At 71.4% G+C, this 23695-nt stretch carries 17 protein-coding genes; 6 read left to right on the forward strand and 11 right to left on the reverse strand.

What is annotated here, in order from left to right; genetic code table 11:
* The 3 genes from AB0F61_RS30130 to AB0F61_RS30140 all read left to right on the forward strand — a co-directional run.
* Positions 1-3570, forward strand: a 3570-nt coding sequence (locus AB0F61_RS30130; protein ID WP_357816579.1) for a DUF6531 domain-containing protein, incomplete at its 5' end; no start/stop codon positions are given.
* A gap of 1 nt (position 3571) precedes the next feature.
* On the forward strand, positions 3572-4015 hold the full coding sequence (locus tag AB0F61_RS30135; protein WP_357816582.1) for a hypothetical protein: 444 nt from the start codon (positions 3572-3574) through the stop codon (positions 4013-4015).
* A gap of 265 nt (positions 4016-4280) precedes the next feature.
* Positions 4281-4688 (forward strand): Imm50 family immunity protein, encoded by a 408-nt coding sequence (locus AB0F61_RS30140; protein WP_357816585.1) that lies wholly within the window; start codon positions 4281-4283, stop codon positions 4686-4688.
* Positions 4689-4795: 107 nt separating this feature from the next.
* Here the strand turns inward: AB0F61_RS30140 and AB0F61_RS30145 are convergent, their stop codons facing one another.
* Entirely contained in the window at positions 4796-5890 is a 1095-nt protein-coding gene (locus tag AB0F61_RS30145; protein ID WP_357816587.1) for an ROK family protein, read from the reverse strand.
* Between the two features lie 50 nt (positions 5891-5940).
* On the opposite strand from AB0F61_RS30145, the gene AB0F61_RS30150 reads away from it, so the two are divergent.
* Positions 5941-7158, forward strand: coding sequence for an MFS transporter (locus tag AB0F61_RS30150; protein WP_357816590.1), 1218 nt, complete (start codon positions 5941-5943; stop codon positions 7156-7158).
* Between the two features lie 26 nt (positions 7159-7184).
* Here the strand turns inward: AB0F61_RS30150 and AB0F61_RS30155 are convergent, their stop codons facing one another.
* Both AB0F61_RS30155 and AB0F61_RS30160 read right to left on the reverse strand, forming a co-directional pair.
* Positions 7185-8513, reverse strand: coding sequence for an alpha/beta hydrolase (locus AB0F61_RS30155; RefSeq protein ID WP_357816593.1), 1329 nt, complete (start codon positions 8511-8513; stop codon positions 7185-7187).
* A 92-nt stretch (positions 8514-8605) separates the two neighbouring features.
* Entirely contained in the window at positions 8606-9991 is a 1386-nt protein-coding gene (locus tag AB0F61_RS30160) for a serine hydrolase domain-containing protein (RefSeq protein WP_357816596.1), read from the reverse strand.
* Between the two features lie 180 nt (positions 9992-10171).
* Between AB0F61_RS30160 and AB0F61_RS30165 the strand changes: the two genes are divergently transcribed.
* Positions 10172-11548, forward strand: coding sequence for an FAD-dependent oxidoreductase (locus tag AB0F61_RS30165; protein ID WP_357816599.1), 1377 nt, complete (start codon positions 10172-10174; stop codon positions 11546-11548).
* On the opposite strand, the gene AB0F61_RS30170 is transcribed toward AB0F61_RS30165, so the two are convergent.
* The 6 genes from AB0F61_RS30170 to AB0F61_RS30195 form a co-directional block, all read right to left on the reverse strand.
* Positions 11549-12025: a heme-degrading domain-containing protein gene (locus AB0F61_RS30170; RefSeq protein WP_357816601.1), complete on the reverse strand. Its 477-nt coding sequence runs from the start codon at positions 12023-12025 to the stop codon at positions 11549-11551.
* Positions 12026-12052: 27 nt separating this feature from the next.
* Positions 12053-13513 carry an SDR family NAD(P)-dependent oxidoreductase gene (locus AB0F61_RS30175; RefSeq protein WP_357816604.1) on the reverse strand — a complete coding sequence of 487 codons (1461 nt, stop codon included), beginning with the start codon at positions 13511-13513 and terminating at the stop codon, positions 12053-12055.
* 139 nt (positions 13514-13652) lie between these two features.
* The gene (locus tag AB0F61_RS30180) at positions 13653-14558 is read right to left on the reverse strand and encodes a siderophore-interacting protein (protein ID WP_357816606.1); all 906 of its coding nucleotides are present in this window, start codon (positions 14556-14558) and stop codon (positions 13653-13655) included.
* A 26-nt stretch (positions 14559-14584) separates the two neighbouring features.
* Complete coding sequence (locus tag AB0F61_RS30185) at positions 14585-16687, reverse strand: iron ABC transporter permease (RefSeq protein ID WP_357816608.1); 2103 nt, start codon at positions 16685-16687, stop codon at positions 14585-14587.
* 2 nt (positions 16688-16689) lie between these two features.
* Entirely contained in the window at positions 16690-17673 is a 984-nt protein-coding gene (locus tag AB0F61_RS30190) for an iron-siderophore ABC transporter substrate-binding protein (RefSeq protein WP_357816611.1), read from the reverse strand.
* Positions 17674-17706: 33 nt separating this feature from the next.
* Entirely contained in the window at positions 17707-18540 is an 834-nt protein-coding gene (locus tag AB0F61_RS30195) for an ABC transporter ATP-binding protein (RefSeq protein ID WP_357816613.1), read from the reverse strand.
* Positions 18541-18652: 112 nt separating this feature from the next.
* Here AB0F61_RS30195 and AB0F61_RS30200 point away from each other — a divergent pair, with 112 nt between their 5' ends.
* Positions 18653-21832 (forward strand): BTAD domain-containing putative transcriptional regulator, encoded by a 3180-nt coding sequence (locus AB0F61_RS30200; protein ID WP_357816615.1) that lies wholly within the window; start codon positions 18653-18655, stop codon positions 21830-21832.
* Position 21833: 1 nt separating this feature from the next.
* On the opposite strand, the gene AB0F61_RS30205 is transcribed toward AB0F61_RS30200, so the two are convergent.
* Both AB0F61_RS30205 and AB0F61_RS30210 read right to left on the reverse strand, forming a co-directional pair.
* Positions 21834-22661, reverse strand: a complete 828-nt coding sequence (locus AB0F61_RS30205; RefSeq protein ID WP_357816618.1) for an ABC transporter permease — start codon at positions 22659-22661, stop codon at positions 21834-21836.
* Positions 22658-23638, reverse strand: a complete 981-nt coding sequence (locus AB0F61_RS30210; protein ID WP_357816620.1) for an ATP-binding cassette domain-containing protein — start codon at positions 23636-23638, stop codon at positions 22658-22660. Before AB0F61_RS30210 ends, AB0F61_RS30205 begins: the two co-directional genes overlap by 4 nt.
* Positions 23639-23695: the final 57 nt, after the last annotated feature.

A 23695-nucleotide genomic window follows, 5' to 3' on the forward strand; every position in this document is an offset into this window, starting at 1 on the left:
GCCAAGAGGGGGTTGCCGGCGCTCGGCCGGGGTCTGACCAAGGCGCGTTCGGCGCTTCCGAGCATGCCCCGCCCCAGCATTCCGCTGGGGTTGCGCAAGTGCGCGGGCGACCCGATCGACGTGGCCAGCGGCGAGGTGGTGCTCACCCAGACCGACGCCGAGCTGCCCGGCCTGCTCCCGCTGGTCCTGAGCCGTAGTCACCTGTCGTCGTATCGGGTCGGTCGGTGGTTCGGGCCGTCCTGGGCATCGAGTCTTGATCAGCGGGTCGAGGTCGACGACCACGGCATCTGCTTCGTCGCCGAGGACGGGATGGTCCTCACCTATCCGACGCCCGCGAGTGGCGAGGCGCCGACCCTGCCGGAGACCGGGCCGCGCTGGCCGCTGTCCCCGACCGCTGACGGTTACCGGGTCGACCAGCCGGAGACCGGTCGCGCCCTGCATTTCCAGGCCGTGCCGGGCTTACAGGCGGTGCAGGGCTTCCAGGCGGTGTCGGACCAACCTGGGCCGGAGGGCGAAGGCGATCCCGTTCGGGTGTTGCCCCTGGTTGCCGTCGCTGACCGCAACGGTCATCGGATCGACGTGGACTGGCGCGACGGCGCGGTCACCGAGATCCGGCACAGTGGCGGGTACCGGATCGCGGTCGACACCCTGCACGGGCAGGTGGCGGCGCTGAGCCTGCTCGACGCGGAATCCTCCGGTGACGCCCGGACCCTGGTCCGGTTCGGCTACGACGAGGGTGGTCACCTCGCCGAGGTGATCAACGGATCAGGGCTGCCGCTGCGGTTCGCCTACGACGACGACGGGCGGTTGGTCCGCTGGCAGGACCGTAACGAGCAGGAGTACCGCTACACCTATGACGAGCAGGGGCGCTGCGTGGCTGCTACCGGCTCGGGCGGATACCTGTCCGCACGGCTGCACTACAACCCGGCCGACCGGGTGACCACCGTGACCGACTCTCTCGGTCACGCCACCGCCTACGAGTTGACCGAACGCGGCCAGACCGAGCGGACCACTGATGCGCTGGGTAACGTCAAGACTTTCACATGGGACGGGTTTGATCGGAAGCTGTCCGAGGCCGATGCTCTCGGGCGGACGACTCGTTGGTCCTACGATGACGACGGCAACCTGGTCGAGGTCAACCGCCCGGACGGCAGCCGGGCGACGGCCGCGTACAACGACCTGGGTCAGCCGGTCGTGGTCACCGATGTCGATGGTGCGGTCTGGCGGCGTGAGTACGACGAGCGCGGCAACCTGACCATGGTCACCGACCCGATCGGCGCGGCCACCCACTACCGGTACGACGACAACGGTCACCTCAGCGAGGTGATCGACGCGCTCGGCAACACCCTGCTGGTGACCACCGACCCGGCCGGGTTGATCAGCCAGGTCACCGAACCCACCGGAGCGGTGACGAGCTACCGGCGGGACTCAGCGGGACGTGTTTCCGAGGTGACCGATCCGCTCGGTGGCACCACTCGTCTTGGCTGGACCCTGGAAGGGCGGCTGGCGTGGCGGCGTAGCCCGGACGGGGTGAGTGAGGAATGGACCTACGATCCGGAAGGAAACCTAATCACTCATACCGACCAGACCGGGGCGACGACCAAGTTCGATATCGGGCACTTTGACCTGCCGGTGGTGCGCACCGCGCCGGCCGGCACCCGGCTGGTGTTCACTTACGACACCGAACTGCGCCTTACCTCGGTCACCAACCCGCAGGGACTCGTCTGGCGCTACGACTACGACCCGGGTGGGCGGCTGGTCGCCGAAACGGATTTCAACGGTCGGACGCAGACCTATACGCACGACGCTGCCGGTCAGGTCGTGGCCCGGACCAATGGGGCCGGGCAGACCATCGAGTTGGTCCGTGACCTGCTGGGCAACGTCGTGGAGAAGCGCACCGCCGACGGAAGTACCACCTTCAGGTACGACTCGGTCGGCCGGTTGCTGCAGGCCAGCTCCCCTGAGGTCGATCTTCGGTTCGAGCGGGATCCGTTGGGTCGGGTGTGGGCCGAGATTCGGGACGGTCAGGTGGTCTCCTCGTCCTACGACGCGCTCGGTCGACGGACGCGCCGGCGTACTCCCTCGGGGGTGGAGAGTGCCTGGGAGTATGACGCCGGCCACCGGCCGGTGGCGCTACACACCGGTGGCGCGACGGTCAGCTTCACCCACGACGCGGCCGGCCGGGAAACCCGGCGGGCGGTCGGCAACCTTGCTCTGACCCAGAGTTGGGACGCCAACCACCGGCTGCTCTCCCAGATCGTCACCGCCAGTCCTACTGCACCAGCCGCCGTGCCGGACCTGGTCGCCCACCGGGCCTACCGGTACCGCGCCGACGGTTACCTGACCGACATCGCCGACCAGGTCACCGGCGAGCGTCGGCTGGAGTTGGACCGGGCCGGCCGGATCACCGTGGTTCAGGCCGGCGACTGGACCGAGCGATACGCGTACGACGATTCCGGCAACGTGGCCAGTGCCGCCTGGCCCGGTGCGGATGACGACGGCGCGGCTCGGGGTGAGCGGGAGTACACCGGCACGCTGATCCGGCGGGCCGGGAACGTGCGGTACGAGCACGACGCCGCTGGCCGGGTGACTCTGCGGCAGCGCAAGGAGCGATCGACCAAGCCGTCGACCTGGCGCTACACCTGGGACAGTGAGGACCGGCTGACCGGCGTGACCACGCCGGACGGCATCCGCTGGCGCTACCGGTACGACGCGCTCGGCCGCCGGGTCGCCAAGCAACGACTCGACGCCGACGGCGCCGTGGTCGAACAGGTCGACTTCGCCTGGGACGGCCCACACCTGATCGAACAGACCCACCGCGGCGATGACGGCGACAAGACCAGCACCTGGGAGTACGCCCCCGGCACGTTCACGCCGATAAGCCAGACCGACGGCCCGGCCGATCAGGATGAGATCGACCGCCGCTTCTACGCGATCGTGACCGACCTGGTCGGCACCCCCACCGAACTGGTCACCCCAACTGGCGACGTCGTCTGGCGGCAGCGGACCACCATCTGGGGCATCCCGATCCACACCAGCGCCACCGGCGCGGACTGCCCATTGCGTTTTGCTGGCCAGATCCACGATCCTGAAACCGGCTCCTCTTACAACTACCACCGCTACTACGATCCAGATACGGCCCGGTATTCCTCCGCCGATCCACTGGGCCTCGAAGCAGGGCCCGACTCACATTCCTACGTCGACAATCCCACCTATCGAATTGATCCATTCGGTCTCACCCCCTGCCGGGTTCCGCACCGTTCGACTCCACGAATGGAAGACGGAAATCTCAAGGAGGGATGGATTCATGTGGATGCTAGGCATGTCTCCGGCAATCATCCGAATGGGCCGGGGGACTTGTTTGCCAGTGGGACCACGCGTGATCAGCTTACGGCTGCAGCCGAGACGATTGTCCAGCGGGGGACGAGAATCTCCGATCCGGCTCGCCGGCTGCAGACCTTCGAGAAAAAGATGAAGATAAACGGCGTTCGGGACTGGGTTAGGGTAATTGTTGATTCCGACGATGCAAATCGCGTGATCACCATCTTTCCGGTTCGACAGGGAGTGTAGCGTGCGCTTCGAGTTCTCAAGGCACCAAGATGGAGCAGCCGCCTCGTCGTTTGACCTGGGTGATCTGCGACTGGTCTTGGATTCGGCGGACGTCTCGTCGGCCGGGCATCGGCCGAGTAGGTCAATGATGATCTACCTGGGCATCGTTCATCTGGTGGATGGTCTGTCGAAGGTGGCCGAGGGGAATGCCTCGCGCTTTTTGTTCGTAGGCCCCGACTCATCATTCTCGTTGAATTTCCAGCGAAAGAATGATGTGCTGACCGTGACGGCCGGAAACGCATTCATAGGTAGCGCTCCGCTGTCGGATGTCCTCGCTGCCTTGCTGGCCGGGATATCGGCCTTCCTTGAGGATCCCGGCAACGAACTTGCCGTCAATGAGCCTGTGGCCGAAGACCTGGAGGCGACGTTGCAGCGCCTGAGAGGTCTGGTCAGTTCATCCCGATGACCCGGCCGGTAGGCGGAGTGGGTGGGTGTTGACCGTAGCCGCTCTGAACCATGGCGCCCCGGCGGCCGGCGTCGGTGCCGGCCGTTCGATCCACGAACCGGTCGCCGGGCAACAGCGACGAGCGTCTGAGGAATCCCGACCCAACTCAGGGCCACTGACGTCGACTGTCCGTAGGGCTTCCCCGGCCAGATCCACGACCCGGAACCGGCGCCTCGTACAACGTCCCAGGAACCACGGACCACTATCCTTTTGTGAGGTAGCGCCAGTGCCCACTTGGTTGGATCTAGTCGAAGACCCGCGCGGCGTCCGCTCCATCTACGGAGCGAATAATCCGCCTTCGCTGGAGAAGATCCTGTTGCACGAGGTTGTGCTCCAGCGGGACGGTCCGTCGGCGGTCCTGAGATTCGATCTGCCGGAGTTCCCTACGAGTGCGCCGACGAAATGGCGTGATCAGGGCTTCAACGTGGTGCAGATCGGCCTGACGATGATCGGCGTCAAGGACCTCTCCCTGAGGGGCTGGAACCACCGCGGTTGGGCAAGCATGGAGTTGGCCTCCCGGGATGATTCGCTGATGTTGGAAGTCCTATGGGGATCGGCTCGTATCCAGGCGCAGGCGGACGCGGCGGCCGTGACGTCGATCTCGGCTTATGCCGGCGACCTGTCGCTTGAATAATCCCGCTCCTGTTGGTGCTTGCGGCCGACGAGGGTTAGGCAGCCTGCGACACGCACCGCTTCCTGTTCCGCAACTGGCAGAGGATCCTGGGGCGCGCCGTCGAACGCTCAGGTCGGGGCAAGCTCGGGGATGCCGTAGTGCTGGTCGAGGACCTGCATGGCGGCGCCCGCGGCGATGGCGTCCGCGCCGAGGCTGGACAGGGTCACCCGGGTACGGAGCCAGTCCGCGCGTCGCGCGTCCGCCTGGACGGCCTCGGTGACGGCCGCGAGATAGGTCTCCGGGTGCCGCAGGAGATCCGCGCCCGCCAGCACCACGTGGGCGAGGTCGAGGGTCTGGAGCAGGTTGACGACGCCCACCGCCACGACGCGGGCGGCACGTGGCAGGTCGCCGGCCTCGGTGGCGTGGCGGTGCACGATCTCCAGGCATCCGTGCCGGCCGCAGACGCAGCGGGGGCCGTCCAGGTCGACGACCGTGTGGCCGAACTCTCCGGCGTTCGTGTGCGCGCCTCGGTGGGCCGTGCCGCCCAGCCAGAGGCCCCCGCCGATTCCGGACTCGATCATGATGAGCGCCGCGTCGCCGAACGTCGCGCCGTGTCGCCACGCTTCGGCCGTGATGCCCGCGGTGACGTCCTTGTCGAGGTGGACGGGCAGCCCCAGGTGTTTCTCGGCGATCTCGCGCAGCGGTACGTCGTGCCAGTGCCGCAGGCCGTGGGCGCCGCGGACCAGGCCGTGGGCGTGGTCCAGTGGGCCGATCATGCCGATGCCCACGCCGGTGAGTCGGCCCCGGACGTCGGTGCTGCCGGTCATCGTGTCGATGCCCAGGCGCAGGGCATCGAGGAGTTGCCGCGGGGTGAAGTCGCCGGGTAGCGGGCTGACCGCCGAGTGGCGCACGGTGCCGGCGAGGTCGACCAGGACCAGCCGCAGCGTGCGGCGGGCGACGTGGGCGCCGATCGCGTACCGGCTGTCGGGGACGAGTTCGTAGACGACAGCCGGCTTGCCGACGCCCGGCCGGCGGACACCTGTGGAACGGATCAGGCCGTCGGCGCTGAGGCGGGCGATGACCTTGGAAACCGCCTGTGGGGTCAGGCCGGTGGCCTGGACCACTGTCGACCGCTCGAACCGTCGAGCGGTACGCCCCACGGCCATGACCAGCGCCTGGTTGTAGCCGCGCAGGAACCTGACGTCCGCAGTGATGCGAGTCATCCCGCCACCCTATTACGCAACGCTGTTGCTAAATTTTCTCGGTGATCGGAATGAGCAGAGGTCGACAAGTGGCGGCGCTGGCCGCCCTGGCACTGGGTGGCGTCGCGATCGGCCTGACCGAGTTCGTGGCGATGGGCCTGCTGCCCGACATCGCGCGCAACCTGCTCTCCCAGGAGTACGCCCACTCGTCGTCCGCAGCGGTCGCCCGAGCGGGTTGGATGATCACGGCGTACGCGCTCGGCGTGGTCGTGGGCGCGCCCCTGATCGCCGCGCTGAGCGCGCGCCTGCCCCGCAAGCGGCTCGTGCTCGGGCTGCTCGTCCTCTTCGCCGTCGGCACTGTCGGCTCCGCGCTCGCCCCCACCTTCGACCTGGTGCTGGTGGCGCGGTTCGCGGCGGCCCTCCCGCACGGCGCGTACTTCGGCGCGGCCGGCCTGCTCGCGGCGTCGCTGATGGGCCCCGGTAACGAGGCCCGGGGCTTCGCCACAGTGCTCAGCGGCCTGACCGTGAGCAACGTGGTAGGCGTACCCCTCATCACGCGGCTCGGGCAGGCGGCCAGTTGGCGCGTCGCGTACCTGGTCATCGCCGGTGTCTTCGTGCTCACCCTGCTGGCGGTGCTGGCGGTCGTCCCGGAGGTCGCCGCGGCGGTCGACGGGTCGCCGGCTGCCGAGTTGCGGTCGCTGCGAACCTCGCAGGTCTGGCTTGTCGCCGCGACGGGCGCGGTCGGGTTCGCCGGGTTCTTCGCGGTGGACAGCTACATCGCACCTGTCACCACGGACGTCGCCGGGCTCTCCGCCGCGACGGTGCCGTGGGCGTTGGTCGCGGTGGGCCTCGGCATGACCGTCGGCAATGCCCTGGGTGGCTGGTTCGCGGACCGCGACCTGCAACGGAGCATGGTCATCGGTTTCGTCGCGATGATCGTGAGCATCGCCGCGTTCAGCCTCGTCGCGTCGAGCCGGGTCGGCCTGTTCGTGGGCGCGTTCCTGGTCGGTGCGACAAGCCTCTACCTCGGCCCGGTCCTACAGGCGCGTCTGATCACCGTCGCCCCGGGAGCGCAGTTGATGGGTGCGGCGGTCAACCAGTCGGCCATGAACATCGCGAACAGCCTGGGCGCCGCCCTGGGCAGCGTCGCCATCGCCGCCGGGCTCGGTTACCTCGCACCCGCGCGGGTGGGCGCGGTCCTCGCGGTCCTCGGGTTGGCCCTGGGGCTGGTCAGCTTCGCCGTCGGCCGGCGCACGCGCGAGCGGGTCCCGGCCACCGTCGCGAGCTGAGGCGGCCGGGCGTCCGCGCGGGCGGTTCAGAAGTCGTCGACGTTGACCGTCACCCGGTGCGCGCTCGACCTCCAGTTGGGCACGTTCACCACCTCGTACCCGCCGCCGCGCTGACCCACGGCGATCCCGACGAGGCCGAGGTGCGCCGGGGCGGCCGGGATGAACAGGTCCACGCCGGTGATGAAGGTCTGGCTGAAGAACTCCGGCAACGGAGCGGTCAGGTCGGTCACGCCGTCGCTGTCGTCGTCGAAGGCGAAGATGGCAATCGTCCTCTTGACGCGTGGCGTGTTCGCCGCGTTCAGGACATCCCTGCCGTTGATCCAGAGATGGTCGCCGGCGTCGCCCTGGTCGCCCCACCACTCCTTCTGGCGCTGGATCGTCAGCGCCGTGTGCCGGTCGCTGGTGTCGACGAGCCCGCTGAGACCCTCGCCCGGCACGCTTGTGGTCAGGCGGAGGAACGAGTCCGAGCGGCGGAACGGCTGGAAGTAGAAGTGGTGCGTCGCCGCGCCCGCGCGCACGATCGCGAACTCGTAGCGGGCCGTGGCAAGGACCGGGAAGGGGCCGAACGAGCCGTCGCCGCTCAGCGGCACCCGATGCGCGGGCCGCTGCGACAGCCGACCGCCGGTCAACGGATCGACCGGATAGACCTCAAGGGTCGCGTCGGTGACGCCCACGTTGCTCGGGAAGAGCACCGCCCGGCCGGACACCCGGGCGGTGCCGAAGAGCTGGGGCACGATCCGCGCCGTGTGCGGCGCGCGACCCCGCAGGAAGCGGAAGATCTCGTCGAACGACTCCGGCGACGACACGGTCTGGGTGTGCGACTGGTCGGGGAGGTGCACGTTCGTCGCGCCGACGATGGCGCGGGCCGGGTCGCCCTCACCCCAGATCGCGAGGGTGGGCACCCCGCCCGGCGGGGTCGTCGCGGTGCGACCGTCCAGGTTGACGTAGTGCGCCACCCGGGCCGCGCGCGCCGGTGAGCTGTTGAGATAGCCCTGCATGACGAAGGTGCCCAGGGAGTGCGCGAGCAGGTCGACCCGGTCCGCGCCGGTCGCCGCCAGCAGGCGGGAGATCCGTGCGTCGAGCCCCGCGTACACCTGGGGCAGGATCGTGGCGATGTTCGGTGAGTCGTACTCGTGGGCCTCGATGATGTCGATCGGGTAGCCGTTGCTGGCGAGACGTTTGGCCTGGGACTGGAACTGCGCGGCCGATCCCGCGCTGCCGTGCACGAAGACCACCGGACGGTACGCCGGCGGGGCCCCGGCCTCGGCGGCACGCGCAACGGGGGCGACGGACAGGCTGGCGGCGAGCGTGACCCCGGCCAGCGTGGAGAGCAATCTCCGGCGAGACGTGTGCATCGATCCTCCACCGTGCGAGACGAAGTATTTGCACTACTAGCGCAAGTATCGTGTCAGGGTGGGGTGCGGCGGTCCACACCTTCCGCCCGTCGTCAGGCGACCCCTCGCGCGAGCAGGTCGCCGACCGCGGCCCGGACCGGATCGGGATTCGCCCAGCTCCAGTTGGGGTGCGCGCGGTTGGTGAGCAGGGCGAGGACGAGTTTGCGGTTGGGGTCGACCAGGAGTGAAGGGCCGGCGAAACCGGTGTGGCCGAAGGTCCGGGCCGACGCGAGCCGGCCCATGAACCAGCTCTGGTCGAGGACGACTCCGAGACCGTGGGCGGCCGTCCGGTTGGGTCGCTCCGGGTCGACTGCGGGTTTCCCGGCGTTGTGGTTGGTGAGCATCCGGCGCACGGTCGCCGCGGCGAGGATTCGCCGCCCCTGGTGGGTGCCCCCGTTCAGGAGTAGCTGACCGATGGCCGCGAGGTCGGTGGCGGTCGCGAAGATGCCGGCGTGGCCGGCGATGCCGCCGAGGTGGTTGGCGACGTCGTCGTGGACGGTGCCACGCAGCAGGCCCCGGGACGACCGGGCGTCGGTGGCGACGAGCCGGCTGGCCTTCGCGGCGCCCGACAACCAGGTGTTGGGGTTGAAGCCGGTGTCGCGCAGGCCCAGTGAGCCCGTGAGGTTGCTCGTGAGCGCCTGGTCGAGCCGCTGGCCGGTGACCTCTTCGACAATCCTGCCGGCGACCATCAGCCCGACGCTGGAATAGCGGAACGTGTCGCCGGGCACGGCACCGGAGACCAGCCCGGTGCTGAGCACGGCGTTCCAGCGGGCCGCACTGCCGCTGAGGCCGGTGACCTTGGCGCCGACGGGCAGACCGCTGGTGTGGGTGAGCAGCATCTCGACGGTGACGCGCTCCTTGCCGGCTCCGGTGAAGGCCGGCAGGTAGTCGCGGACCGGGGCGCCCAGCTCGACGCGGCCCTTGTCGACCTGCTGGAGCAGCAGGATGGCCGTGTAGACCTTCGTCACCGAGGCGAGGTCGAAGATGGAGTCGGGGCGCATCGCGACGCGTTGGCTCGCGGGGAGGAGCTTCGGGCCCGCCCCGTAGCGCAGCGCCTCCCCGACCGCGGTGTGCACGGTCGTCCTGCCGTCGACCAGGACGACGGCGACAGCACCGGGGAAGCCCTTGTGCGCAAAGGTCTGCCCGGTGGCGGGCAGGTGCTTGCGGAGCAGTGCCGTGACGTCCCGCGCGTAGCGCGCCTGACCGGCCGGCACGCCATCGCCGCTCGGCGCCGCGGTGGCGCCCGGCGAGCCGGACGCCGCCGTGCTGTCACCGGCCGAGCCGAAGCCCACCCGGTTCCCGGCGGCGTCGGTCGCGGTCACCGCGTCGCCGGGGTCGCCCAGGCCGGGCTTCGGCGCGCCGTCGTCACCGCAGCCGGCGAGGGCGGAGGTCGCGGCGGCCAGACCGGCCCCGAGCAGAGTACGACGCGCAACGGGCATGCCGGGAATCGTGGCAGTTGACATCGACGCGCGCCAACCCATCCGCCCGAGCGTCGACCGCGCCCACCCACTGGACAACACATGGTCACCTTACGGACACGTAAAGTCACTGCGCGGGCGGTTGTGCGACGATCTGCGGGCGTCCCTCCGACCGACCGTCCATACCCCTTGGAGAGCACGATGTCCCTCTCCCGCGCCCGGATCTTCGCCGAGCTGAACGCGGTGCGGCCCCCCGAGCAGCCGTCCCCGGTGCTGGGCACGGCAGTCGTGGTCGGCGGCAGCGTCGCCGGCCTGCTGGCCGCTCGCGTGCTGTCCGACTACGCCCACAGCGTCGTCATCATCGACCGCGACGACCCGCAGATCACCGGCGCGCGTCCCGGCGTACCCCAGGGAACGCAGCTTCACGCGCTGCTGCCCGGCGGCTTCCTGCAGTTCGAGCGGCTGTTTCCGGGCTTCCGCGAGGAGGCGCTGGCGCGCGGGGCGGTCGAGGCGCCGCCCGCGGCCCGGCGCAACTACCTCGACGGTCGCCTGCGGGTCGTCGTTCCCGACGACGCCGACAGCCTGGCGGGCAGCCGGCCGCTCCTGGAGGGACTGATCCGCCAACAGGTGCTGCGACTGCCAAACGTCAAGACGGTCACCGCCCGTGCCACGGGTCTCGTCTTCGACGGCACTGTGGTCACCGGCGTGCGCTGCGACGTCGCAGGGGTGCCCGGCGTGGAGAGCGGTGACCTCGTGGTCGACGCCATGGGACGGTCGAGCAAACTGTCGGCCTGGCTGGAGCAGGCCGGCTGGGATCGGCCGGTCACCCGGCGGATGACAGTGCACCTGAACTACGCGACAGCCCTGTTCCGCCGCCCGGACACGGCCGCGGCCTCGACTGTCGCCCTGGCGCTGAACACCCCGAAGGTGGCCTCCGACGTGGCCGGCGCCGCGTTCTTCGCCATCGAGGACGGTCGGTGGATGGCCATGATGGCCGGCTACGGGGACAACCGTCCCGGCGCCACGGCGCAGGATTTCGTCAGCCGCCTACGGGAGCAGTTTCCCCCCGAGTTCGGAGACGTCGCCAACCAGGAGATGCTCGGCGACGTCCAGACCTACCACCACGCCGACAGTCGACGGCGCGACTTCCACGCGCTGCGGCGGTTCCCGGGCGGGCTGGTCAGCGTGGGCGACGCCGTCGCGTCGTTCAACCCGGTGTACGGGCAGGGAATGACGGCGGCGGCCCTGCACGCGGCCTGCCTGTCGACGTACCTGCGCGGCGGACCGGATCTGACCGCCCCGGCACGGGAATACCTCGCGTTGCAGAAGATCGTGGTCGACGCCGCGTGGTCGACGTCGACCTCGGCCGACCTGGCGCTGCCCCACGTCGACGGGCCCTACCCGCGCGGACACCGGATCACCGGCTGGGCCAGCGGGCAGATCATCGCCGCGACCGTCACCGACGTGGCGATCGCGCGACGGTTCAACGAGGTCGTCTCCATGCGGCAACACCCACTCACGCTGGCCAGGCCCGGCGTGCTCCTCCGCGCCCTGCGGGTCAACCAGCGCGCACGCTGACTAGCGGGGCAGCTTGCGCAGGATGTCGACGACGAACCGGTGGTCGTCCAGTTGTGGAAGCCCGGACACGCCGACCCAGCCCACCACGCCGGTGCCGCGTACGCGCAGCGGCACCGCACCCCCGGCCGCCGCGTAGCGGGAGGCCGGCAGACCGAACTTCTCGGTGAGCGTCACCTGCTTGTCCCGGCACAACCGGGCCATGTAGAGCGACGAGTGCTCGAACCGCATCACCACCCGTCCCTTGCGGCGCAACCACCCGTCGTTGTCCGCCGTCGACCCGGGCAGGCCACAGTGGAACAACTGACGTCCGGCCCGCCACACCCCCACCGAGACCGGCAACCCCCGTTCCCGGGCGGCGGCGACGGCGAGCTGCCCGAGCTCGTACGCGTCGATCTCGGACAGGCCCGCGAGCTCCAGCTCGGCCTCCTCGCGCAGCAGCTCGTCGAGCGTCGGCCACGGTTCACGATCCGCTGACATGTTTCTTCTCCTCGTCGTACCGGGTGATCACCAGGCGCAGGGCGCGTAGTCCTTCAGGAAACAGCCGTACAGGTCCTCGCCCAGCTCGCCGCGGACGATCGGGTCGTACACCCGGGCCGCGCCGTCCACCAGGTCCAACGGGGCGTGGAAGCCCTCGTCCGCCAGCCGCATCTTCGTCGGGTGGGGGCGTTCGTCGGTGATCCAGCCGGTGTCGACGCTGGTCATCAGGATGCCATCGGTGAGCATCTCCTGTGCGCTGGTGCGGGTGAGCATGTTCAGCGCGGCCTTCGCCATGTTGGTGTGCGGGTGCCCCGGCCCCTTGTAGCCGCGACCGAACTGGCCCTCCATCGCCGACACGTTCACCACGTACTTGCGCCGGGCCGGCGCGGCCGCCATCGCCGGCCGGAGCCGGCTGACCAGCACGAACGGCGCGGTGACGTTGCACAGTTGCACTTCGAGCAGCTCGACCGGGTCCACCTCCTGCACCCGCTGGACCCAGCTGTTCACCGAGTCGAGGTCGGGCACGAGGCCCCCGGCGTCGATGGCCGTGGACGCGGCGATCCGCTCCGGCGACGCGGAGCCGCTGGTGAGCGCCAGCGCGGTCAGCGCGTGCGGGGTGAGCGCCGTCGACTGCGGCCCGGCGGTCAGGCTGCCCACCGGGCCGCCCTGGCCGTCCGGCTTGGCGAACGTGATCAGCTCCGGCAGCGGGCCGTCCGGCAGGGCCGCGGCCTCGGCGGCGATGAGCTGCGCGTACGCCCCGGGGGAGCGGCGGACGGTCTGCGCCGCGTTGTTGATCAGGATGTCCAGGGGGCCCTGGCTGGCGACCGAGTCGGCGAGGGCGATCACCTGGGCGGGGTCGCGCAGGTCGATGCCGACGATGCGCAGGCGGTGCAGCCAGTCCCCGCTGTCGGGCATGGCCGCGAACCGGCGGACCGCGTCGTGCGGGAACCGGGTGGTCACCGTCGTGTGCGCGCCGTCGCGCAGCAGCCGCAGCGCGATGTACATGCCGATCTTCGCCCGGCCGCCGGTGAGCAGCGCGCGCCGCCCGGTCAGGTCGGTACGGGCGTCGCGACGCTCCCGGTTGAGCGCGGCGCAGGACGGGCAGAGCTGGTGGTAGAAGGCGTCCACCTCGCGGTAGCGCTGCTTGCACACGTAGCAGCCGCGGGGGTTGTGCAGGAAGCCCGCCGTCTCGCCCGCGGCGGAGGACGCGAGCGGGATGCCCTGGGTCTCGTCGTCGATCCGGCCCGGGGCGCCGGTGGCGGTGGCCTCCGTCACCGCGCGGTCGGCGGCGAGGATGGCGTCCCGCCGTTCCTCGCGTCGCCGCTGCTTGATCACCTTGTAGAGCCGGGCGGTGGCGCGCTGCACCAGCACCACGTCCGGGTGGTCGGAGGGCAGTTCCTCCAGCGCCTCGAAGACGCTGAGGCAGGCCTCCAGCCGGTCGCGGTCGATGCCGTCTTGACCGTTTTCGGTAACGTTGTCCACCGTCATGCGTCTGTGTCTCGTCCCGTATCCCGTGCCGGATCCAGCCGGCCCGCCCCAAGTCCGACCCGAAACTGTACGCACCCCGTGGTCAGCGCCGCACCCCGCGTGCGACGAGTGAGGTGCGACGCCTCCACGGCGGCGGGCCTCAGGCGGTGTCGGCGCGGCCGAGACGCCAGTACCCCATGAACGCCACCGCCCGCCGGTCCAGGCCCCGCTCGGTCACCAGGTGCCGGCGCAGGTTCCGGATCACGCCGGCCTCCCCGGCCAGCCACGCGTACAGCGGCGCGGCGGCCACCTCCTCGGGAACCTCCCACAGGATCTCGGTGTCCACGTCCACGTTCGCGACCGGCGGGGTCGCCCCGGCCGCGCCCGGGACCAGCAGTTCGTCCGCCGCCACGGCGACGGCGGGCACCAGCCGACTGCCGCAGGCCTCGACGCCCCGGGGCAGCCAGCGCACCTCGACGCCAGGGGGCGCCACCAACGGCAGTACGTCGTCGGCGTCGGGCACCTCCAGCAGGACCACGCCCCGGGCATCGTGGGGGAGTCGCTCGCAGATGCTGGCGATCGCCGGCACGGCTGTTTCGTCCCCGGCCAACAGCAGGGTGCTCCCGGCCGACGACCGGAACTCGACCCCGCCGTGGTCCCCGTCGTAGCCGGCGTCCGGCCCGACCAGGGCGATCTCGTCACCGGCGCGCACCCGGCGAGCCCAGCGCGTCGCCGGCCCGCCGTCACCGTGCAGCACCAGGTCGACGTCGACCTCCGCCAGGTGCGGTCGGACCGCCCGCACCGTGTAGGTACGGATCGGGGGTCGCCGGTGCTCGGGCAGGGCCCGCCACGTCGCGTACCAGTCCGCCCCCTGGGGAAGATCCACCCCACGCTCGCCGGGCAGCGGCAACGCCAGCTTGATGCGCTGGTCGTAACCGTTGTCGGCGAACCGGTCGAGGTCCGCCCCGGTGAAGGTCACCCGGACGAAGGACGGGCTGAGTCGGCGTACCGCGCGGACGGTGACGGCGAACACGCGCCACGGTGCGATGGGCAGGGTCTGGGTCATGGTGCCTCTCCAGGTCGGGCCGGCATCTACCGGGTGTTGTTCGCCACGGCGCGGGAGCGCCACAGCAGCCAGACGAAGTACGGGGCGCCGATCATGGCGGTGACCAGGCCGGCGGGGATCTGGGCCGGAGCGATGACCGTCCGTCCGAGGGTGTCGGCGATGCTGACCAGCGCAGCGCCGAGCAGGGCGGCCACCGGCAGCACCCGGGAGTGCCGCCCGCCGACGAGCGCCCGTGCGGCGTGCGGGGCGACCAGACCGACGAAGCCGATGACCCCGACGGCCGAGACCGCTGTGGAGGTGAGCAGCGCCGCCGCGCCGAGCGCGACGAGTCGGGTGCGTTCCAGCCGGACGCCCAGCACCCGGGGGGTGTCGTCGTCAAGCGCCAGCAGGTCGAGTTCGCGACGGGCGGCGACCACGGCCGGGGTGAGCACCAGCAGGGCGATCAGCACCGGCAGCACCTGGGCGGGCGTGCGGCCGTAGGTGGAGCCGGACAGCCAGGTCAACGCCTTCCCGGTGTTCCACGGGTCGAAGGCGACGACCAGGTACGTGATGACCGCCATCCCGCCCTGCCAGGCGCCGAAGCCGATCAGCACCAGTCGGTCGGAACTCAGCCCGCCGCGCCAGGCCAGGCCGTAGACCAGGGCGAAGGCCAGCATCGCGCCGAGCCCGGCGACGCCGGAGACGGCCCACACCCCGGCCAGCGGCACGAAGGTCAGCAGGGAGAGGGCCCCCAGCCCGGCGCCGGCGGTGATGCCGAGGATGCCGGGTTCGGCAAGTGGATTGCGGCAGACCGCCTGCACGGTCGTGCCGGCGACCGCGAGCGCCGCGCCGGCCAGGACCGCCGCGGCGACGCGCGGCCACCGCTGGTCGAGCACGAAGGTGTACGCGGGCCCGGTGCTGCCGTCGACCCAGTTGACGACGTCGCCGAGCAGCACCCAGGTGTCGCCGGCGAGCATGCCGACCGCCACGGCGCAGACGGTCACCACGGCGGTGACGGCGACGACGCCGCGGTGGAACGCGGCGGAGCGGACGGCCGCGTGCCCGCCGGGCGGGCGACGGCTGGGGCCCGCGTCGCGGTGCCGGCGGGCCAGCCAGATGAGGATCGCCGCGCCGAACAGGGTGGTGACCACGCCGGTGGGGATGTCGACGCCGGCCTGACCGCCCAGCACCGCGCGCAGCAGCACGTCGGAGCCGAGCACGATGATGACGCCGGCGATGCCGGACAACGGCAGCAGGATGCGGTGCCGGTGCACCTCCGGCGCCACGGGGGCGAGCAGCCGGACGATCACCGGGGCGCACAGGCCGACGAAGCCGACCGGGCCGGTGAGGGTGACGGCCGCGGCGGACAGCAGTACGGCCAGCACCATGACGGTGAGCCGGGTACGGCGCACGTCGAGCCCGAGCACGGTGGCGGTGTCGTCGCCGAGGGCGAGGATGTCGAGCCGGTGCCCCAGCAGGATCAGCACGACGACGGCGCCGACGATCACCGGGGCGAGTTGGGTGAGCGCGGTCAGGTCGCTCTGCACCAGCGAGCCGTTGCCCCAGGCGAACAGGCCGATGGTGGCCTGCTCGAACAGGAGCAGCAGCACTGTGGTCACCGACCCGAGCGCCAGGGCGGTCGCCGAGCCGGCGAGGATGAGCCGGGTGGTGCCGGCCTGCCCTCCGGAGGACATCGCCATCACCAGGCCGGCGGCGGCCAGCCCTCCGCAGAAGGCGAGGCCACCGGCGGGCAGCGCGGGCAGCGAGACGCCGAACGCGGCCACCGCGACGATCGCCAGGTGGGCGCCCGCGTTGACGGCGAGGGTGTCGGGCGAGGCGAGGGGATTGCGGGCGATCGACTGCAACGCGGCTCCGGCGAACCCGAGCGCGACGCCGATGGCCAGCCCCGCGAGCAGTCGGGGCAGCCGGGCGGCGATCAGGACGCGGGCCGCCTCGTCGTCGGCCCCGGTCGCGAGCCGCAGCAGGTCCAGGGCGCCGACGTTCGAGGTGCCCTGGGTGAGGTGGACCGCGCCGACCACGAGCAGCAGCACTGTCGCGGCGACGAAGACGACGGCGACGCGGGGCGCGGCCGGGCGTCCGCCCGGAGCCGGCCGGGTGGCCGGCTCCGGGCGTGGGGGTGCGCTCAGCACGCTCACACCGCGTACGTCTTGACGAGTTCGTCGATGTACTGCTTACCGGACAGCGGTCCGCCGAAGGTCCAGACGCCGTTCGGCATCCTGTGCAGGTTGCCCTGTCGGACGAAGGGCAGTGCCTTCCAGATGGCGTTGCCGGCGAGACCGTCGGCGAACACGTCGTCGCCGTCGGAGGCGCTGTAGAAGAGGCGCAGGTGGGGATCCTTGAGTACCGTCATGCCCTCGACGTCGGTCTGGCCGAGGCCCCACACCTCGTCGGTCTTGCCGGTCCAGGCGTTGGTGAGACCGAGCTGGATGCCGATCTGGGAGACGAGCGCGCCAGTGCCGAACATCCGGATGCTGACGGTGCTGCCCTCCTTCCAGCCGTCGGCGATGGCGAACGGCCGGCCGGCGGCTCCCGCGTCGGCGATCTTCTTCCGGCCGTCGGCGATGGCCGCGTCGAAGTCGGCGAGCAGCTTCTCCGCCGCGGTGGTCCTGCCGACGGCCTTCGCGATCATGGTGAGGTCCGTGCGCATCCGGCCGAGGTTGTCGCTGGCGTCACTGCCCTTGGCGACCACGACGGGGACGTACTTCTCGAGCTGACTGACCAGGTTGGCGCCCCGGTCGTCCTCCATCACGACGAGGTCGGGTTGGAGGGCGACGATCGAGTCGACGCTCGGCTCGCCGCGGGTGCCGACGTCCTTGACGCTCGGGTCGAGCTTCGCCGCGGTGACCCAGGTGCCGTACCCCTTCGGGTCGGCGACGCCGACGGGCATGACGCCGAGGCTGACAAGCATCTCGACCTCGCCCCACTCCAGCCCGACGACCTTTGTCGCCGGGGCCTTGAGGGTGACCTCCTTGCCCCGGCTGTCGGTGAGGGTGACCGGGCCGCCGGCCGCCGAGGCGGAGGTCGCCGGGGCCGCGGCGTTCTCGGTGGTGCCGCAGGCGCCGAGCGTCAGCGCGGCCACGACGGCGATGAGGGCGGTGAAACGGGTACGGGTCATGACGGTCTTTCTGTGCTGAGGATGAGGTGGTGCTCAGACCAGGGCGCGGATCGGGTGCCGCCCGACCGGGCGGGTGGTGACCAGTCCGCTTACCGGATCGGTGGTCACCTCGATGCGAATCCCGTAGGTCTCGGTGAGGGCGTCCTCGGTGAAGACCGCGGCCGGGGTGCCGGTGGCGCGGACCCGGCCCTGGTGCAACAGGACGACCTCGTCCGCCACGGCGGCTGCCTGGTTGAGGTCGTGCAGCACGACGCCGACGGCGACGTCGTGATCGTTCGCGAGGTCCCGGACCAGGTCGAGAATCTCCACCTGGTACCGCAGATCGAGGAACGTGGTGGGCTCGTCGAGCAGCAGCACCGGCGTGTCCTGGGCCAGGCAGGTGGCCAGCCACACGCGCTGCAACTCGCCTCCGGAGAGTTCGTCGACGGGCCGATCGGCCATCGTCGCGACGCCCGTGACGTCCATGGCGCGGGCGATCGCGGCGGGACCGTGCGGGTCCTCCGCGCGCCAGCGCCCCCGGTAGGGGTGGCGGCCGTACCCCACGACGTCACGGACGGTGACCCCGCTGGGCACCGGCCTGCTCTGGGCGAGCAGGGTGACCCGACGGGCGAAATCCCGGGACGGGAGGCTTGCGGCTTCGACGCCGTCGGCGAGGTGAACCAGCCCGGCCTCGATGGGGTGCAGTCGGGCCAGCGCCCGCAGCAGCGTGGACTTGCCGCTGCCGTTGGGTCCGACGAGCGCGGTCACGGCACCCGCGCGAAGGGCGAGCACGGCACCGTGCACCACCGGCACACCGTGATAGCCCAGACGGAGATCGACGCCGGACAGGCTGCGCTCCCCGTTGGCCGACGCCAACTCGTTCTGCATGAGGTTAGGCTAACCTAACTAAATGGCGGCCTGTCAAGCCGGCCCAGCGCCGTCACCAGCGTGGCGGACCGGCGGTCGTCGGGTCCTCGTACGCGTGGGGGATGCTGGGTCCGTGCAGATCGCGACCCTCGGCCCACTCGCCGTCGACGGCCGCCCCGTTCGGGGTGAACGGCTCGCGGCGGTGCTCCGCGCGCTCATCGACGCGCGGGGGCGGGCGGTCTCCACGAGCCTGCTCGTGGACGCCGTGTGGGACGGCACGCCCCCCGACGACGCGACAGGCGCCGTCCAGGCACTCGTCTCCCGGGTGCGTCGCCTCGGGCTGCCCGTGGTCGCGGTGCCGAGCGGATACCGGCTGCCCGCCGAGGAGATCACCGTCGACGCGGTCGAGGCGCGGGCACTCGTCGATCAGGCCCGGACCTCGTTCCACAGTGGCGACGTCCGCGCCGCCCGCAGCCTGGCCGACCAGGCGCGCGCCCTGTTCCCCGCGGTTCCGGAGCTGCTGACCAGCGAGGACACTCGCCTGTTCGCGGATGTCACGGCACTGCGCGCCCAGGCGGCACTCGCCGGCGTGGGCCCGTTCGACGAGGTCGACCTGAGCCGGCTCGTCGCGCGTACGCCCCCGGACGAGCCGTCGGCCGCCCTGCTCGTCCGGGTGCTCGCCGCGCAGGGGCGCGAGGCGGAGGCGCTGGAGCTGGTCGAGAGACTCCGCACCGACCTGGCCGACCGGTACGGCACCGACCCGTCTCCCGTCATCACCCAGGTCCACCTGGCGTTGCTGCGCGGCGAGCTGACCGCCCCGGCCGCCGTGGCACCGCCCCGGCCGCCGCAGCGGATCGCCCTGCCCGCCGCGTGGCGCCGCCCCATGGCCGCCCTCGTCGGGCGGGAGCGGGATGTGCAGGCCGTCACCGGCGCGCTTGCCGAGACACCTGTCGTGACGATCGTGGCGACCGGCGGGGCGGGCAAGACCCGGCTGGCCGCCGAGGTGGCGAGGCGCACGGCAGCGGCCGGGCGGGCGGTACGCGTGATCGAACTCGCCGGCCTGCGCTCGCCCGACGAGGTGCTGCCCACGGTGCTCGCCGCGCTCGGCGGTGCGGACACCGCGGCGACCGGCGGCAACCTGGGCCTGGAGCGACGGGTCCTCAGCCCCGAGGAGCGCCTGCGCGCCGTGGCGCCGGACCTGGACGGGCTGGTGGTGCTGGACAACTGCGAGCACGTGCTCGACGCGGTAGCCGTCGTCGTCGCGGACCTCGTCGCGGCGGCCTCGCCGGAGGTCGCGGTGCTCGCGACGAGCCGCGCCCCACTGGGCCTGGTCGGCGAACTGGTGCACCGGCTGACCGCGTTGCCGGACGCCGACGCCCTGGCGCTTGTCGAGTCCCGGGCGCGGGCCGGCGGCGCGGTGCCGACCTGGGACACCGCGCGGGCGCTCGCGCTGTGCCACCGGCTCGACAACCTGCCGTTGGCCCTCGAACTGGCCGCCGCGCGACTGCGGCACATGCCGATCGACGACGTGCTCGCCGGGCTGAGCGACCGGTTCGCGCTGCTCGACGACGCCCTGCGCGGCCTGCCCGAGCGACACGCGAGCCTGTGGGCGCTTGTCGACTGGAGCAGGGAGCTGCTCGCCGAGGACGACCGGGACCTGCTGGAGCGGGTCGCTGTCATTCCCGCGCCGTTCACCGCGGACCTCGCCGCCGCCGTCGCACGGGTGCCGGACGTCCGCCGCGGCCTGGCGACACTCGTCGAACAGTCCCTGTTGACGCTTGTCGAGGGGGACGGTCCGCCGCGCTACCGAATGCTCGAAACGGTCCGTGAGTACGGCGAGGCCCGGCTGGACGCCGCCCGCGGCCGGGACCAGGCGATGGCCGGCCTGGTCAGGTGGGCGCGGGAGCAGGCCGTCGCGCTGGCCGGCCGCTTCATCGGCCCCGGCCAGGTCGAGGCGCTGCACCGTTGCGCCGCCGAGCAGGACAACCTGGTCGCCGGCCTGCGGTACGCGATGGGGACGGACGACGAGCCCGCCGCCGTCGACGTCGCCACCGCGCTGTTCCACCTCTGGTCGGTACGCGGCCTGCACCTTGAGGTCCTGGCCTGGGCGCGCGGGCTGCTGCACATCGACGACCCACAGCGGCGGCTGCGGTCGGCGATCCTGCGCGGCACGGCCAGCGGCCGGCCACTGCCCAACGCCGACCGGCTGGCCTGGACGTGCGTGGTGATCAGCGTCAACGCCGGCGTCAGCGCCGACCTGCGGCCCGCCGTGCTCGCCCGGCGGGCACTGCGGATGCTCCTGGCCGAACGTCCCGCCGAGGTGTCGTCCCGGCTGACCGCTCTCGCGTCGGCGCTGCCCGGCTTCGACGCGTCCGATGTGGAGCAGAGCCTGAAGAGCGCGACCGAGATGGTCGCGCACCCGGACCCGTACGTGCAGGGGATGGGGCTGTTCGCGCGCGCGGCGGTACGGGAGAACGGCGGCCTGCCGGAAGCGTCGATAAGCGACGCCGAGCAGGCGTACCACCGCTTCGAGGCCGCCGGCGACCACTGGGGCATGGCGATGGCGGCGGGTGCCGTCGGGCAGTTCCTGGTCCCGGGCGGGGACGCCCGGTCGGCCGAGTGGCTGACGCGCAGCGTTCAGCACATGGAGTTGGTCGGCGCCACGCAGGACGCGCGCTCGATCCGGGTCCGGTTGGACGTTCAACTCGCCCTCAACGGCGACGCGGAGGCGGAGCGGCGACTGGGCGAGACGGCCGCACTGGGCCAGGCCGAGCAGATCGACGCCGCGCAGGCGCAGCTCGGCCTGGCGCACCTCGCCTGGCAGCGCGACAGGTACGAGGAGGCGCTCGCCCACGCCGACGAGGTGACGCGCATCCTCGCCGGCTGGGTCGGGCCGCAGCCCCAGCCGCGCGTGATGCTCCGGGCCACGGCGGCGATCATCTACCTGCGGGTGGCCCAGACGCGACGGGTGCCCGGCAACGCCGCCGTCGTCCAGGCGGCCGCGATGCTGTCGCTCGCCCGCGACGATGCCCTCACCTCACGGGACCTGCCGGTGATCGGGGCGTGGGCGTCGGGCGGCGCGGAGCTCGCGGCGTACCGGGGCGACGTCGACGCCGCCCGCGAACTGGCCATACTCGCGAAGCGGATCGGCACCCAGATCGAGATGTTCTTCCCCTTCGAAAACGGCGAACGGCTCAACGCCATCCTCGGGGACGAGGAGCAGCGTGAGCCGTTGCTTGCCGTGTGGCGCGAGCGGCCGCCCGCCGCGGCCGTCAGTCGGGTCCGCGAGCTGATGGACGACCTGCTCGCGTAGGTCAGATCTTCTTGCGGTACGCGCGCAGCGCCAGCGGCATGAACAGCACCACGAAGCCGGCACACCAGGCCAGCGTCCACCACACGTGGTTCCCGAGGGGAGTGCCGAGGAACAGGCCGCGTACCGACGCCACCAGGTGGGTCATCGGGTTGACGTCCACGAAAGCCTGCATCCAGCCGGGCAGGGTGTCGGCGCCGACGAACACGTTCGACGCGAAGCTCAGCGGCATGATCAGCGCGAACATCACACCCTGCACCGCACCCGCGGTCCGCACCTTCATCGACACGAGCACCGGAAGCCAGCTCAGGCAGAGCGCGAACAACACCGCGAGCAGACACCCGGCGATCGCCCGGAACGGGTCGGTTTCGATCCGGAAGCCCATCACGTAGCCGATCGCGAGGGTCGACACCGTGACGATCACGTACCGGACGACATCGCCGAGGACCGCGCCGACAAGTGGTGCGGAGCGGGGGATCGGCAACGACCGGAACCGGTCGAAGATGCCCTTGGCGATGTCGGTGTTCAGGTTGACGCCGATCGCGATGGCGCCGGTGGCGATGGTCTGCGCCAGGATGCCGGGCAGCAGGAACTGCAGGTAGTCGTGGGTCGATCCGGCGACCGCGCCGCCGAAGACGTACACGAAGATGATGAGGAACAGCACCGGTTGCAGTGTGACGTCGATGAGCGCCTCGGGCGTACGCCAGGTCTTGATGAGGCTGCGCCTGGCGAGCGCCAACGAGTGCCGGACCAGCCGAAACGGGCGTGGGTTCGGGCTGGTTGTGGAGAGTGCGCGGCTTCTCGTGGGCGCCGCGTCGGTCAGAGTGCTCATGCCGCGACCTCCGTGGTGCGGGTGGTGTCGTCTTCGGACGCCGTACGCCCGGTGAGGGTGAAGAACACCTCGTCGAGGCTCGGCAGGTGCAGGGAGAGTTCGGTGACCGCGATGCCGGCGGAGGCGAGCCGCGCCACGCTCTCGGTCAGGGCGGCGTCGTCGGTGACCGGCACCGCGAGCACTCCCTTGCGGATCTCGTCGGCGGGCGCGCCGGAGCCGACCTGGGTGAGGATCGCGGCGGTGCGGGGCAGTTGCGCCACGTCGGCCGGACGGACCTCCAGGGTCTGCCCGCCGACCACCCGCTTGAGCCCTTCGGGCGTGTCGTGCGCGATGACCCGGCCGTGGTCGATCACCGTGATCGCGTCCGCGAGCGCGTCGGCCTCCTCCAGATACTGCGTGGTGAGCAGCACCGTCGAGCCGTTGCCGACAAGCGAGCGGACCACGTCCCACATGTCCTCGCGCTTGGCCGGGTCGAGGCCGGTCGTCGGCTCGTCCAGGAAGATCACGTCGGGGGAGCCGACGAGGCTGGCGGCCAGGTCCAGCCGTCGCCGCATGCCACCGGAGTAGGTCTTGACCGGACGGTTCGCGGCGTCGGTCAGGTCGAACCACTCGAGCAGTTCGGCGGCCCGCTTCCGCGAGCCGGTGCGTCCCAACTCCAGCAGGGTGCCGAACAGCTCAAGGTTCTGTCGCCCGGTCAGATCCTCGTCGACCGAGGCGTACTGGCCGGTGAGGCCGATGCTCTGCCGAACGCGCTCGGCGTCCCGGACCACGTCGAAACCGCCGATGCGGGCGGTTCCGCCGTCCGGGGCCAGCAGGGTGGAGAGGATGCGCACGGCGGTGGTCTTGCCGGCGCCGTTGGGGCCGAGCACCCCGAGCACCGTCCCCCGGGGCACGGCGAGGTCCACGCCCTGCAGCGCCCTCGTCTTCCCGAAGTTCTTGATCAGGCCCTCGGCCTCGATCACCAGGTCAGCTGTCATGCCGACAGCCTGCACGGGTCGGCTGACACCGCCCCGACACGGCACCGACACCGGCTG

Origin of the sequence: Micromonospora sp. NPDC023888, assembly GCF_040639415.1 — a bacterium.
Taxonomy (GTDB): domain Bacteria; phylum Actinomycetota; class Actinomycetes; order Mycobacteriales; family Micromonosporaceae; genus Micromonospora.

Bases quoted from the DNA above. Each gene is read 5' to 3' on its own strand.
- AB0F61_RS30180 (WP_357816606.1), bottom strand. From the start codon at position 14,558: ATGACCCAGACCCTGCCCATCGCACCGTGGCGCGTGTTCGCCGTCACC.
- AB0F61_RS30205 (WP_357816618.1), bottom strand. From the start codon at position 22,661: ATGAGCACTCTGACCGACGCGGCGCCCACGAGAAGCCGCGCACTCTCC.
- AB0F61_RS30155 (WP_357816593.1), bottom strand. From the start codon at position 8,513: ATGCACACGTCTCGCCGGAGATTGCTCTCCACGCTGGCCGGGGTCACG.
- AB0F61_RS30195 (WP_357816613.1), bottom strand. From the start codon at position 18,540: ATGCAGAACGAGTTGGCGTCGGCCAACGGGGAGCGCAGCCTGTCCGGC.
- AB0F61_RS30190 (WP_357816611.1), bottom strand. From the start codon at position 17,673: ATGACCCGTACCCGTTTCACCGCCCTCATCGCCGTCGTGGCCGCGCTG.
- AB0F61_RS30150 (WP_357816590.1), top strand. From the start codon at position 5,941: ATGAGCAGAGGTCGACAAGTGGCGGCGCTGGCCGCCCTGGCACTGGGT.
- AB0F61_RS30145 (WP_357816587.1), bottom strand. From the start codon at position 5,890: ATGACTCGCATCACTGCGGACGTCAGGTTCCTGCGCGGCTACAACCAG.
- AB0F61_RS30170 (WP_357816601.1), bottom strand. From the start codon at position 12,025: ATGTCAGCGGATCGTGAACCGTGGCCGACGCTCGACGAGCTGCTGCGC.
- AB0F61_RS30175 (WP_357816604.1), bottom strand. From the start codon at position 13,513: ATGACGGTGGACAACGTTACCGAAAACGGTCAAGACGGCATCGACCGC.
- AB0F61_RS30210 (WP_357816620.1), bottom strand. From the start codon at position 23,638: ATGACAGCTGACCTGGTGATCGAGGCCGAGGGCCTGATCAAGAACTTC.
- AB0F61_RS30160 (WP_357816596.1), bottom strand. From the start codon at position 9,991: ATGCCCGTTGCGCGTCGTACTCTGCTCGGGGCCGGTCTGGCCGCCGCG.
- AB0F61_RS30165 (WP_357816599.1), top strand. From the start codon at position 10,172: ATGTCCCTCTCCCGCGCCCGGATCTTCGCCGAGCTGAACGCGGTGCGG.